Here is a 13,090-nt window from a genome sequence, read left to right as displayed (position 1 = left end):
TGCTTCGGCTACTAACTCACCGAGGGGTTTGCGAAAGGATCGCGGATGCCAAAATGGTGACCGAAGCCGTCACCACCCAGCCGCGTCACCAAATTACGCTACGACGCCAAGGCCGGCCCTCGAGCCCGCTGATGAACGGCTCGTCGACGTGACCAACCAACGATGCGCATCGCGTCCTCATCGACGGTGCGCATATCGTGGATGGCACGACGACGGCCTCGTGCCCGGCCGAGAACCACGCGGGCAGCGGCCCGAATGTGCGCTCGCTGCAAAAGCCGGGGCTTGCCGTGGTGGACTCTGGGCACGTCACGGTCAGTGGGCTCGAGATTCGCCATTTTTGCATGGGCGTCATGCTTCTTCGGAGCCATGACAATCATATCCATCACAACGTGATCCACGACATGGTCGGCGCCGCGGGTATCATGATTACGGGGGATGATGGTACGGCTGCGGGCGGATCGACCAAGGGGCTGTCGACGAACAACGTGATCGAACGCAACGTCATTCATGACACGGGCGATGGCGGCGAGCACGCGCGGGACGACGAAGCTGACCGCGACCAACAGCGATCGCTTGAATACGTACTTTATTACTGCAATCGTGCATGAATGAGTCTCGCTGCGGATCCCTCCGATCTCCTGATCGTCGCCCGTGTGCTCGAGCGAGGCAGCTTCGCCCATGCTGCCATCGATCTCGGGCTGCCTCCCTCGACGGTGTCTCGTCGCATTGCTGGCCTCGAGCGACAAGTGGGGGTCCGTTGGCGGGCGCGTACGCAAAGCTCACGGCCATGGTCGATGAAATGCACAACAGCCCCGGCGCTTCGGACCCCGAGGAGGTTGCGCGGGCCGTCGTCGCACTCGTGGAGTTTCCGGCACCCGCCCCATGCGCGTGGTGGTCGATCCCAGCGGAGCTGGTGTTGGAACCGAGGCCCTGAACAAGGCTGCCGCGGAGATTCAGCGAGGCATGCTTACCGCCATGGGCATGCCGCAATTGGCCGACTGACCGCCGCCTACGTCGAAGGTACGTTCCGTTCCCCGGATGGGGGATGGTGCACCGCTGCGAAGGGGCCGTTGGCGGTGAATACCAACTTGGCAAAGCGTTCACCGATGCGGCGGTGGGTGGCGGCGTCCGGGTGGAAGTCGTCCGGCAGAGGCAATTCTGCAAAATCGGCCTCACCGTACAAGGCTCGACCATCGAGGTAGTGCAGATTCGGATCCTCGGCCGCCCGCTGTCGCACGATCCGCGCGAGCTCGTCGCGGATGATCTTCATCGTCAGCTTCCCGTCCGCGCACTCCGCGGGATCGCCCATGGCTCGGAACCGCAGTCGCCCGCCGCGAAGGGCGTCGAAGTCCAGCGCACTGGGACCCGGCGTATCTTCGTGAATCGGGCACAAGATCGGCGAAATCACGAGCAGCGGCGCGGTGGGATGACCGTCGCGGACGATATCGAGGAAGCTGTGAACCGCGGGGGTGAAGGCCCGCAGTCGCATCAGATCCGCGTTGACCAGGTTGATGCCCATCTTGATGCTGATGAGATCCGCGGGGGTGTCGCGCATGGCGCGGGCGGTGAACGGATCGAGCAAGGCGCTGCCACCCAGGCCCAGGTTGATCAAGTTCACGCGCGCGAAGGCGGCGACGAGTGCGGCCCACGTGGTGCTCGGGCTCGCGGCGTTGGATCCTTGGCTGATCGAGCTGCCGTGGTGCAGCCACACCTTGCGGTCCCCATCCGACGCGGGCTCGATGGGAGCGTCCGTGCGCAGGGCGACGAGTTCGGTGATCTCGTTGTACGGAAGCCAGAGCTCGACGTTTTTCGCGCGCTCGGGCAGGTCGGAGAATCGAAGGGTGCCAATGGGGCCGGGCCGGTGCTCGGCGAGCCCCGTGTTCACGTCGATGCTCAGCAGGTGGCCGCCGAGCACACTCGCCCTGCCAGCCAGCAGGCCGTCGATGAGCAGATCGTATACGCCGTCCGGGCGAGGCGGAGCGCCCACGTAGAGGTGCTTGGTAGGCCGTGCGTCCAGCTCGATGACGGTCGCGCGCGTGCGGAAGGCGAGGCGGACACCGCAGGGCTGCGCCTCGGCCATGGCGAGTCGCCCGTCGGTAAATTGTTGGCGGACTTTGGCGGGCAGCCGATGCGGCACGATGCCCTGTTCGGTGTGTTCCACGTCGAGGGCACCACGCAGGAGGTGCGCGGTGACGGGCGTCGTGATCCAGTGACGCGCTCCGTCCGCGGAGTCCGCGAGCGGATCGAACATGGTGCGGTTCACCGGGGCCACCGGATGAACTCGGCAAAGCATCGCACGAACGGACGTTGCACCATGCCCTGAACGTACCGCGGATGCGGCCCTCGGACTACCGCGGATGACCGTCAGGTTGCGGCGTGCGGGTATTGATGGCCAATTGAGCGGCGAAAGCGCGCTGGTAGGCGGGCCGCGCTTCGCCGCGGGCGACATAGGCAGCCAGATTCGAATATTCGTCCAAAAGGCCCGATGGTCTCGACCGGAGCAGCACCGACACCATCATCAGGTCACCCGCGCTGAATTCACCATCGAGCCATTCGGCGCTGCCAAGGCGAACGGAGAGCTGCTTCAAGCGGCCGCGGACGCGATCTTGCACCAGAGGCAGACGCTCTTTGCTCCAGGGCTTGTCGCCCTCCAGAATCTTCACGGTTACGAGGTCGAGGATCGGCGGCTCCACCGTGTTGACCGCGGCAAACATCCAGGTGATCGCACGCGCCCGTGCATCGGCATCGACCGGCAGCAGACCCGCATGGCGCTCGGCGAGATGAAAGACGATCGACCCTGTCTCGAACAGGGCGAGATGGCCTTCCTCGTAGGTCGGAATCTGGCCAAAAGGATGAAGCGCCATGTGCGCGGGCTCCTTCATCGCCTGAAACGAAACGAGACGCACTTCGTAGGATTGACCGACTTCCTCCAGCGCCCAGCGAACGCGTGTATCGCGCGCCAGTCCCTTGCCGCCATCGGGTGACCGTTCAAAAGCGGTAATCGTGATTGTCATCGTGAGATTCCTCGTTGGCTCCTGTTGGGGGGGCGGGCTCCAAAGGACCGCCTTGTACATGCGCGTCGAACGAGAATCGGGCGGATCGACACGTTGGGACGAATTCTATAGCGGGCGCAACATTTGTGCTACGGGCTGGGGTACGACGACGTCCGGAGCCACGCAGGTCTGAGGGTTCTCAGAAGGCGGAGTCGGTCCGTGCATTCCTGGCGCGGATGGCCTCTTCGGTCCTCGGAACGAGCGTTTCGAGCCCGGTCCTCACGGCCTCCGCCTGCACCTCCGTGATGAACGGGCGGAAGCGCTCGTCGTAGTCTCGAAACGCGAGTTCGAAGTTGCGGTCGTGATCGCGCATCGCATCCGCCAGTGCGGCGGCGCCATCGATGGCCAACGAGCCCCCCATGCCGGCCGCGGGGGAAGGGCAATACCCCGCATCGCCCACCAATGCGACTCGCCCTTTCGTCCAGGAAGGCATTCGTATCTGGCACAGTTTGTCGAAGTAGAAGCTCTTCGAGCTCCGCACTTCTTCGAGCAGCTCCGCGGTCCTCCAGCCCACCCCGACGAATCGCTCCGCGATGATCCGTCGTTGCGCCTCTTCATCGCGCCGCTCGTACGGGATCTCCTCGTCGGAGGCGAACGATAGAATGATGTCCGTGTTGTTCTTGTAGGCGTTGAGCATCACGGCCTTACCCGGCACGTTGAACATCTGCGCGGTGTTCCGCTCGATGAGCAGCTTGTCTGCGATCGTGATCGAGAAGTACTGCCCGAGGAAATACATGTACCGAGCCTCGTCGCCGAACCAGAGCTTCCGCACGGCGGAGTGAACACCGTCGCAGCCGAATATCAGATCGAACGTGCCCCGTGAGCCGCTGGCGAACGTGGCTTCGATGCCGTCGTTCGCTTCGTTCAAGGCGGTGATGCTGTCGTCGAAGACGACTTCGACGTGACCTTTCACGGTGTCGAACAGCATGGTCAACAGTACGCTTCGTTCGATCTCGAACTCACTCTCCGAAGGTGCCTCGTCTTCGCCTCTCAGCACCAACGAGCGCTCCGTGACATCGCGCTCGTTCTTGAGTTCCCACCGCTGCAGGCTCAATCGGTTCGAGCGGATCTGCTCGAAGAGTCCCATGCGCCGGACGATGTCGACGGTCTTGCCTTTGATGTCGACGGCCGTGCCGCCCGTCCGAAGCCCGCCCGCGATCTCCACGATGGTGACCTCGTAACCGAGGCGACGCATCCAAAAGGCGGTCGAGAGTCCCGCGAAGCTCGCACCGGAGACAAGGACCTTCTTTCCATTCGCGCGCATGACGTCTCCTTTCGATGGCCGTGTTCTGGCGGCTCTCGAACCGAGAATATTGTACTGGGTAAAGTTTTTGCAAAAACTTTTACCGCATACAAAATTCATGCCCCATGGCCTCCGGCCGTTCGCTAAAATCCGGTGCATGGGCGAGCGACGCGAGAGCAAGAAGCGCGAGACGAGACAGCGGATTTCCGATGTGGCCACGGAGCTTTTCCTCGCGCGGGGCTTCGATGCGGTGACGCTCGACGAGATAGCGGCCGCTGCGAACGTCTCCAAGATGACGGTCTTCAACTACTTCGCGCGCAAGGAGGACCTCATGCTCGATCGCCAAGATGATTTGAAGCTGCTCTTCTTTCGCGAGGCGATCCGCGCGCGGCCGAAGGGGCAATCCCCCATCGCCGAGCTCCGCGTTCTCATGGGCAAGCTGCGAGAGCAGAAACATTCGTTCAGCCGCTTCGATCGCCAAACGACCGACTTTTGGCGCTTCGTCGCGGCGAGCCCGTCGCTCGAGGCGCGCCTCCGTGAGCTCAACGACGAAGCCGCAGAAGGCCTCGCGATCGAGCTCGCCGGTCCGAAGCCCGATGGCCTCACGCGGCTCGCGGCCAACATGATCGTGCTGACGGTGCACACGGCTCGCCAAGAGGCCGTCCGCGTGTTCGTACACGGAGGCTCCACGAAGAAGGCGAACGCCGCGTTCTTCGCGTTGATCGATCAGGGCTTCGCGGCCATTCACGGAATGCTGGCAGATCCCACACGACGCGTTTGACGAATGGTGACCGAACGACGGACCCATCAAGGCGCCGTAGCTTTTCGTTGTCTTTGTCCGAGGCGTTGGACCGTGGCGCGGCCGGCTTCGTCTCCTGACGGCAAATGGCAATGATTCTTCTGTGGGAAGATCCTATGGTCGAGGCATGCATCTCGTCTCAATCGACCAGATTCGCAACGCCATGGCTCGCATCGAGAACCATGTTTTTCACACACCGCTTTTGCCGTGCGCGTGGGCGCAAGACGGCACCGACGAAACACGTACCCTGAAGCTCAAACCGGAGAACCTTCAGTCCATCGGCTCGTTCAAGATTCGGGGCGCGGCGAATGCCGTTGCCGCGCTCACACCCGAGCAGCGGGCTCGTGGCGTCGTAACGCATTCGGGGGGCAACCACGGACAAGGTCTTGCGCTGGCCGCACGGCACTACGGGGTGCGCGCAGTGATCGTCGTTCCGGACGTTGCGCCCGCGGTGAAGGTCGAGGCCATGCGCAAGCTCGGCGCAACCGTCGTGCTGGTCCCCGCCGCGGATCGGTTCCGGCGCGCAAACGAATTGATTGCCACCCACGGATACACGCTCGTTCCGTCGTTCGATGCACACGAGGTCATCGCGGGCCAAGGGACCGTAGGGCTCGAGATTATCCAAGATTTTTCCGACGTCGAAACCGTGCTCGTGCCCATCGGAGGGGGCGGTCTCGCCGCGGGGGTTGGGACCGCCGTGAAAGCACTCGCGCCAGAGGTGCGCGTTATCGGCGTAGAGCCCGAGCTGGCGGCCGAGACGCGCGAGAGCTTCGGCCGCGGAACGCTGGTTCCCTGGGAAGCAGAGCGCACTTACCGCACCATCGCCGATGGGGTGCGCCTGTGCCCCTCCGAGCTGACGTTTGCGCATCTCGTGGCGCGCCTCGACGATATCGTGGCAGTGAGCGAGGATGAAATTCGCGAAGCCATGCGCGTACTCGCGCACAGAGCACACCTCGTGGTCGAGCCCTCCGGCGCGCTCACCACCGCAGCTTATTTGTTTCACCGCGAGGAACTCCCCCCGCGCCGCCATCACGTGGCCATCGTCAGTGGCGGTAACGTTGACGCGAAGGCGTATGCCCAAATTCTCGCTTAGACCACCCCACTCCTCGCATCGAGAGGCTCGAAGGCGGCGTCCGCGCTACTGGCCCTTGCCGAGCGCCTCACCGGATTGAGATTCGACCCTGCGTTGCTGGATGCGACGACGTTCGTGACGCTCTAGACTGACGACGCGCTTCGCGGCACATTCAAGTGCACACGGAATGGTTCTTTTCATCAAGGTGTTGGGAGTCGGTCATGAATCTGGACGATCCGTCTTTTTGGCAAGCCGTCGAGGAACTGCGTGAGCTAGCGGTCAACGGGGCGGAGTTGTCGGAGTTGCTGAAATTGGCGAAGGCACGTGCGGGTAAGGGCAAACCGGTGTTGGCCTGTGCGATTTTTTATCGCGCCTTTGACCTTCCAATGCAGGTTGTGACCTCTCTGGGCGCGTGGACTGGATTTGAGGAGCAGTTCGGCAATCCCGGTAGGACAGCCGAGGAATTGGACGAGGAGTACGGTGACTTGATTCGTGCGCATGCGCAACGACTGGCGCGGGACTAGGCGTGCGTGATGGTGGCGTGGCCCTACCGCGGCTCGCCATGACTCGGAACGAAAACGGTGCCTTGGGTCGTGTAGCATGGCGGGGGGATGAACCGTCGCTCCGTTGCCCTGACGTTGGCCCTCGTTGGATGCTCGCAACGCCCGTCGTGTCAGGCGCCGGCGCCGGCGTCCAACGACGCCAGCCCTCATCGCGTCCATGTGCAAGATGTGGTCGTGGCGTTGGACTACGGGCAGTTCTATTTGAGGACGGGTTATGCGGAGAGTGAAGACGACCTTGCTGTCCTCGATCGTGCGATCAAAGGCGACGGGATTGCTCGAGGAAAAAGTATCTTGATCGTTCTGTCACCGCACCAGAACAACTTCGAAATGCCATTGCGCATCGAACGTTGGCCCTCCGAGCCGCCCAAGGATCTCGAGCAGTGGCAGGAGGCGTTCGAGGCTTCGTTGACGATAAGCGATTTCGGGCTCTACTACGAATCGCCGACGCTGCAAGGAAAGGTTCTCGAGACACCACCCCCTGGAACGTACGCCGTCCGAATCACGGGTCGTGGCTTCGTTGCTGCTGGTTGGCCCGGCTCGACGACGCCGGGCGATCAATGGCGCATTCAGCTCTGGCCCACGAAAAACCTTGCGCCGCCCAAAAGAGTACTCACCTGGTCCGGTCCGGGGTCCGAACACGACGCCACTACGGAATGAGAACGATCTTCCCCGTGGTGCGCCGTGCTTCCATTTCGCGGTGGGCGGCCGCGGCCTCGGCGAGAGGGAAAGTTCTCGATACGGATAGCCGCAGCACGCCTCGGCAGAGTGCCATCGCGAGGTCGCGGCGTGCCTGGTCCGCCATTTCGATATCGCGTTCGATGTCGAGCTTGAATGCGCCAATGCGCAGCGAGCGCTCGTAGAGAGGGCCCACGTCGATGGGTGCGGGCAGGCCGCTCGCGTCTCCGTAATAAATGAGTTGGCCGTAGGGCGCGAGGGCAGCAAAGCTCGAGGCCTGCGTTGCAGGGATCTCGGCGAGCTGCAACACCTCCGGACCGCCAATGGACCTCACGACGATGGCGCGCATGCGGTATTCCTTAGGGCCGTTCGTTCATCCGTAAAGGCCCGAGAGCGCACCACCCAACGGACGCATGTGAGTCGTGCAATTCCAGCAAGGGAGCTAATCTCCCAGCTTGAACGGCGCGACGCGACGCCCGGAGACAACACACCATGCTCGAACTTCGTCCCAATTGCGAGTGCTGCGACAAAGACCTGCCGCCCGAGTCGGCGGAGGCCATGATTTGCACCTTCGAATGCACCTTTTGCCGGGACTGCGTGACCGACCACCTCGGCGGCATCTGTCCGAACTGCGGAGGCAACCTGTCGACGCGCCCCATCCGCCCCGCGTCGAAGCTGGCGACGTACCCGCCCTCGACGACGAGGGTGCTGAAGCCAAAGGGCTGCACCAGGGGCGTTTGATCACCAACCTGCGAGGTGCGTGCATGCGGCCGCTCAACGATTCGTGAAGAACAATCAAATTGTGGACGTGCGGCGCGTGGCTACGCTCGGCCATTATGAAAGTTCGCATGCTCGCTCTCGGGGTTCTCGCCCGTACCCTCACGGCACCGGCGCCCCTGCAGGCCGACAATACCGCCGCCGCCGCGATGCCCTCGCTCGTCGGGACCTGGACGCTCAGCGCCGCCGACGACCTGCGCGCCGACGGTACACGCGTCCCCGCATATGGTGCGGGCCCCAAGGGCATTCTCTTCTTTGGAGCCGACGGGCGCTATTCGGTCGAGATCTACCGCGCCACGCGCCCTCGCTTCGCGTCCGGCGACAAGCGCCGCGGCACCGCCGACGAATACCGCGAGGCCACGCTCGGCGTCAGCGCCCACTTCGGCCGCTACGCCGTCGACCCCGTTGCGAAGACCATCACCTTTCGCATCGAGTGCGCGTCCTTTCCCAACTGGGACGGCGCCGAACAGAAGCGGCCCTACACCGTCGACGGCGATGAGCTCAGTTGGCGCGTTCCTGCGTCGCCCGACGGAACCATCCCCATCTCCGTGTGGCGCCGCGCACGTTAGCGCACGCTCTGCGCGAGCACCTCGCCCACGATCCGTTGCAGGCGCTCGAAACCTGCCGTCCGCGCCTGCGTCCGACTGTGCAAGGTCACCGGGAACGTTCCCAATCGCGGCAGCCCGAATAGGCTCTTGCTGGCCACGAGCTCCGGTGGCAAGCCAATCGGCGCCCGCAACGTCACACCGAGACCTGCGCGCGCCGCCGCCCATAGCCCACTCGGACTGGGGCTGACGGCCGCCAGTCGCCACGCCACGCCCGCCGCATCGAGCGCATCGATGGCGGCCTTGCGAAACGCGCACTGCGGGCCGAGCAGGACCAGCGGCAGTGGCTCGCCCTTTCGTCGCACGAAGTCTCGCCCCGCGATCCACGCCAGCTCCACCTCCGCGAGGGTCTGCGCCGTCGCGCGCTCGGCGTGCCCGATTGCGATGGCCAAATCGAGCTTCCCTTTGCCGACGGCATCGACGAGCACGGCGTTTCCCTCGATGCGCACTTCCAATTGCGCCCGCGGATACAGCTCACCGAAGCGCGCCAATGCCGCGGGCAACACCGCATCTGCGAAGTCCTGGCAGCATCCGAGGCCGATGCTCCCCGCCTTTGCCGCGCCTCCGACGGCATCGAGGAGCTCGTCGTTGAACTCGAGCATACGTCGCGCATAGCGCAGCACGAGCTCGCCCGCCTCGGTCAGCGCCAAGCCGCGCCCGCGCTTACGAAACAGCGTCACCCCGACGTCGGCCTGCAGCCGTTTCATCTGCAGGCTAATCGCCGACGGCGTCCTTCCCAATTGCGCCGCCGCCTGACCATATCCGCCGAGCGTGTCCGCCGTGACCAGCGTGCGCAACGTATCCAGATCGAGCGTCACGCGCGGATTCGGGTGCTCGAGCCGATCGCGGGCAGCATGGTTCATACCGACGTTTGACTACGAAGCCCGCGCCGGCGGAAGACCGATCGCTGCATGAGCCGCACCTTTCGCAGCATTCCCGTCGCCGGATTCCAGGGATGGCCCCGTGATTCTTCAGAACAGAGCCTCGTCGCGCGCGAGGTAACAATCGCCGAAGCCTTCCTCGACGTGGTACGTCCCCGCTTCCACGCGATCGGCATAGGCCTCGAGCCAATCGAGAATCGATTCCGCGACGAGGTGAAACGGGGGCGAGTCCTTCGCGCAGGAAAATACGCGCCCGCTCGAAGCGCTGACGACGAGCAAGTCCGCGTAGCCTCGTCCTGCGAACGCCACCCACGCGTCGGATTGTACTTCCTGCGGGGTCACACCGGCTTCCTCCCAGCTATCGGGATCTTCACGCAAGAACCCCAAGAACATGGCGACGTTCTCTTTCTCGGCACCCGGGCCGAGAAGATCCATGGCCCCGACGAACCCATTCTGTTCGTCGTGCTGCCCCGCGTGCACCGACCACAGCGCGCGCAGATCCGCAGGAAAGCGGAAGCCATAAGCCTGCTCGTCCGCATCCAGCTGCGCGCCCGATGCGCCGCGCGCGAGGTTCTCCACCAGAACCTCCGCGCCGTGCACGTTCATCCAGGACTTCACCCGTTCGACGGCATTTCGAATCCGAACTTCACGTTCTTGGCTCATCACGTTCACTCCCGGTGACTCAGAGGCCACGCCTCGTAGCTTGTCGCAAGAATTAACGCCACCACGGTGACGTCTCGGCGAGCAAGGCGCGTCGCGCGAAGGTCCCTGGGAAGCCGCGTTTCTCTCTTTGGACAGCAAACATCGGGAGGTGTTGCTCAGGTTTGACCGGTTGCGGTGTCCTTCGTTTCAGCGATTTGGTTCCAGTTCGAACTTGACGGAGTTTCCGTTCCCAGGTCGCGTCACTCTCCAGCGTAGACTGGCACGATGCGATATCTCGCGCTCTTCCTCGGAAGCACGGTGTCGGTCGCCATGGCACTGACCACCGCAAGCTGCGGTCATCGAGAAACGAACGATACCCTCGAGTCGAACGGAGGGCCCCTCGTGGCCGAAGCATCTCCCGAAGCCACGCAGACGCTCGAGGCGCTGAGAATGCGATTCCAGCTTCGGCCCTCCGCGTCCCTCCTCGCCGATCCGCGCGGCGTGGACCTCGCGGGGCCGGTCATCGGGCGATCGGCCGCGGAACGGTTCGAGATCGGCGAGCGGCTTCACGTGCGACCCCGCGAATCGACGGTGGCCGGGGCGACGCGACGAACGACGCTCACCATGCCCGCCAAGGCGAACGATGCCTTCGAGCTCGCGGACCGCGAGAGCGGCGTTTCGGTGGAGGTGGCCGTTTCCGGCGCCAAGGCGGCCGCCGGCGCGGTCGCCGACGGTGTCCTCGTCTATCGGCGGGCGCTCGACGAAGCGACCGATCTGGTGCAGCGGCCCGTGGAAGAGGGCACCGAAGATTATCTCTCCTTCGATCGCCGCCCCGCGCGCGAAGAAGTCCGCTACGACGTCACCTTGGGGCCCAAGGTGGCCGGGCTGCGGCTCGTGAGCGACACGCTCGAGTTTCTGGACGCGGGCGGAGTGCCGAGGCTTCGCATGGCGCCGCCGAGCGCCCAGGGGAGCGACGGCGAGCCGCGCTTCGTTCGGGTCGAGCTCACCGGCTGCCAAGCCGACGTGAGCCCGCGGCCACCGTGGGGACGTCCGGTTTTACCTCCGGGCTCGCGACGATGCACCATCCGTCTCGATTGGAGCGGCCTCGGATTCTCGTATCCGTTGCTCCTCGATCCGACGTGGAGCGCGACGGGTAACCTCGCCCAGGCACGCGCGCTGCACGCATCCGCCACGTTGACGAACGGCAAGGTGCTGGTCACCGGCGGCGCGGTGACGGCGCCGCTCAGCAGCGCCGAGCTCTACGATCCAGGATCGGGCACGTGGGCCGCCACGGGTGCCATGGCCAGCGTCCGCAGCGATCACACGGCGACGCTCTTGGCGAACGGGAAGGTGCTCGTCGTCGCCGGGAATGGGAACGCCGCCCTCGCATCCGCGGAGCTCTACGATCCGGCCACCGGAACCTTCAGCGCCGCTGCCAGCATGGCGACGGGCCGCGTCTATCACACGGCGACGAAGCTGACCAACGGCCGAGTCCTGATCGCTTCGGGGCAGGGCGCCGGGGGGTACCTGACCAGCGCGGAACTGTATGATCCGGCCACTAACACGTGGTCCGCCGCCGGCTCCCTGAGCTCGGGACGACGATGGCACACCGCCAGCTTGCTGGGAGACGGCGTCCTCGTGGTCGGCGGCGCCGCCAACCAGTCCTTCGCGACGGTCGAGCGTTACAATCCTGCGACCAACCAGTGGAGCGCGGCCCCTGCGATGGCCAGCGCGCGCTACTACCACACGGCGACCGTGCTTCCCAACGGCAAGCTGCTCGTCGCCGGCGGCGATCCCGCCGGTGCCAAGTCGGAGATCTACGATCCGACCGGCCAGGTATGGACAGCCACCGGGAACATGACGCGTTCGCGGTACATTCACACCGCCGTCTTGCTCCCCGATGGCAAAGTGCTCGCGGCGGGAGGAATCAGCAACTTCACCACCGCCGAGATCTACAATCCAGCGTCGGGCACCTGGTCGGCCACAGCGTCACTGAGTGTCGGTCATTTCCTTCATACGTCCAGCGTGCTGGCCGATGGATCGGTCCTGGTCGTCGCCGGACATCCCAATCAATCGTCCTCGCCCACGGCCACCGTGGAACGGTTCATCAACCTGCCAGCTGGGACGGTCTGCACGCAGGCCAACACCTGTCAGTCGGGATATTGCGTCGATGGAGTCTGCTGCAACAGCGCCTGCGACGGGGCATGCCAAGCGTGCAACCTTCCATCGGCCATCGGCACCTGTTCGCCATCGAGTGGAGACGCGTGCGACGACGGCAACGCCTGCACCCGCTCCGATACCTGCCAATCGGGGACATGCACCGGGACCGCCATGACCTGCGAGAAGGTGGCCTGCCGCACGCAAGGGGCATGTGTCGCCGACGCCGGAGCCTGCGGTCAAGGAGCGCCCGAACCCGACGGCACCCCTTGCAACGGAGGCACCTGCAGCGCCGGCTCGTGCGTGCCCAGGGACAGTGGCTCCGACGCCGCCGACGGTGGCGGGGGAGATGGCGGAGGCCCCGACGGTGGCGGGGGGGATGGCGGCAGCTCGGACGACGGCTGCAGCTGCAAGGTCGTCACCTTCGCGCATGGGGGCGGCGGTTGGTTCTGGGCGTCGCTCACGCTGATCGCCGCCGCCATCGCACGACGCCGTCGTCCCGCAGGGGCTTCCAAGTAAGCGTGGAGGTGCCGGGAATCTCTGTCGAGGGGGGCTGAGGCTGGTTCTCTCGATCGATCAGCTGCGCGCTGTGCACGAGCGTCGGTCTGGTCGAGGTCAACTGC

Annotated in this window: 14 protein-coding genes; 8 read left to right on the top strand and 6 right to left on the bottom strand. The window is 64.6% G+C overall.

The window, feature by feature from the left end; all coding sequences use genetic code 11:
• Positions 1-197: 197 nt before the first annotated feature.
• A complete protein-coding gene (locus tag LVJ94_26065; GenBank protein ID WXB10673.1) occupies positions 198-608 on the top strand; it encodes a right-handed parallel beta-helix repeat-containing protein in 411 nt (136 codons plus the stop codon).
• A 401-nt stretch (positions 609-1,009) separates the two neighbouring features.
• Here the strand turns inward: LVJ94_26065 and LVJ94_26060 are convergent, their stop codons facing one another.
• The 3 genes from LVJ94_26060 to LVJ94_26050 all read right to left on the bottom strand — a co-directional run bounded on the left by LVJ94_26060 (position 1,010) and on the right by LVJ94_26050 (position 4,317).
• The gene (locus LVJ94_26060; protein WXB10672.1) at positions 1,010-2,272 is read right to left on the bottom strand and encodes a GDSL-type esterase/lipase family protein; all 1,263 of its coding nucleotides are present in this window, start codon (positions 2,270-2,272) and stop codon (positions 1,010-1,012) included.
• A gap of 76 nt (positions 2,273-2,348) precedes the next feature.
• Positions 2,349-3,014, bottom strand: coding sequence for a glutathione S-transferase family protein (locus LVJ94_26055; GenBank protein ID WXB10671.1), 666 nt, complete (start codon positions 3,012-3,014; stop codon positions 2,349-2,351).
• Positions 3,015-3,192: 178 nt separating this feature from the next.
• A complete protein-coding gene (locus LVJ94_26050) occupies positions 3,193-4,317 on the bottom strand; it encodes an FAD-dependent monooxygenase (GenBank protein ID WXB10670.1) in 1,125 nt (374 codons plus the stop codon).
• Between the two features lie 136 nt (positions 4,318-4,453).
• Here LVJ94_26050 and LVJ94_26045 point away from each other — a divergent pair, with 136 nt between their 5' ends.
• From LVJ94_26045 to LVJ94_26030, 4 genes are all read left to right on the top strand, one after another.
• Positions 4,454-5,077, top strand: a complete 624-nt coding sequence (locus LVJ94_26045) for a TetR/AcrR family transcriptional regulator (GenBank protein ID WXB10669.1) — start codon at positions 4,454-4,456, stop codon at positions 5,075-5,077.
• Positions 5,078-5,222: 145 nt separating this feature from the next.
• On the top strand, positions 5,223-6,188 hold the full coding sequence (locus LVJ94_26040; GenBank protein ID WXB10668.1) for a threonine/serine dehydratase: 966 nt from the start codon (positions 5,223-5,225) through the stop codon (positions 6,186-6,188).
• Positions 6,189-6,388: 200 nt separating this feature from the next.
• Positions 6,389-6,691, top strand: a complete 303-nt coding sequence (locus tag LVJ94_26035) for a hypothetical protein (protein WXB10667.1) — start codon at positions 6,389-6,391, stop codon at positions 6,689-6,691.
• Between the two features lie 87 nt (positions 6,692-6,778).
• Positions 6,779-7,387 carry a hypothetical protein gene (locus LVJ94_26030; GenBank protein WXB10666.1) on the top strand — a complete coding sequence of 203 codons (609 nt, stop codon included), beginning with the start codon at positions 6,779-6,781 and terminating at the stop codon, positions 7,385-7,387.
• Here LVJ94_26030 and LVJ94_26025 read toward each other — a convergent pair.
• On the bottom strand, positions 7,377-7,754 hold the full coding sequence (locus LVJ94_26025) for a zinc-binding dehydrogenase (GenBank protein ID WXB10665.1): 378 nt from the start codon (positions 7,752-7,754) through the stop codon (positions 7,377-7,379). The genes LVJ94_26030 and LVJ94_26025 overlap by 11 nt on opposite strands.
• Positions 7,755-7,897: 143 nt before the next feature.
• Between LVJ94_26025 and LVJ94_26020 the strand changes: the two genes are divergently transcribed.
• On the top strand, positions 7,898-8,146 hold the full coding sequence (locus LVJ94_26020; protein ID WXB10664.1) for a DUF1272 domain-containing protein: 249 nt from the start codon (positions 7,898-7,900) through the stop codon (positions 8,144-8,146).
• A gap of 107 nt (positions 8,147-8,253) precedes the next feature.
• Positions 8,254-8,751, top strand: a complete 498-nt coding sequence (locus LVJ94_26015) for a lipocalin-like domain-containing protein (protein WXB10663.1) — start codon at positions 8,254-8,256, stop codon at positions 8,749-8,751.
• Here LVJ94_26015 and LVJ94_26010 read toward each other — a convergent pair.
• The gene (locus LVJ94_26010; protein WXB10662.1) at positions 8,748-9,650 is read right to left on the bottom strand and encodes a LysR substrate-binding domain-containing protein; all 903 of its coding nucleotides are present in this window, start codon (positions 9,648-9,650) and stop codon (positions 8,748-8,750) included. The two genes, LVJ94_26015 and LVJ94_26010, sit on opposite strands and share 4 nt — an antisense overlap.
• Positions 9,651-9,758: 108 nt before the next feature.
• Positions 9,759-10,331 carry an SMI1/KNR4 family protein gene (locus LVJ94_26005; protein WXB10661.1) on the bottom strand — a complete coding sequence of 191 codons (573 nt, stop codon included), beginning with the start codon at positions 10,329-10,331 and terminating at the stop codon, positions 9,759-9,761.
• Between the two features lie 264 nt (positions 10,332-10,595).
• Between LVJ94_26005 and LVJ94_26000 the strand changes: the two genes are divergently transcribed.
• Positions 10,596-12,986, top strand: a complete 2,391-nt coding sequence (locus LVJ94_26000) for a hypothetical protein (protein WXB10660.1) — start codon at positions 10,596-10,598, stop codon at positions 12,984-12,986.
• Positions 12,987-13,090: the final 104 nt, after the last annotated feature.

The sequence above is a fragment of the Sorangiineae bacterium MSr11367 genome (genome assembly GCA_037157805.1).
Classification (GTDB): Bacteria; Myxococcota_A; Polyangia; order Polyangiales; family Polyangiaceae; genus Pendulispora; species Pendulispora rubella.
The sequence above is the reverse complement of the archived record's forward strand: the minus strand, read 5'-3'. Positions and strand labels throughout refer to the sequence as shown.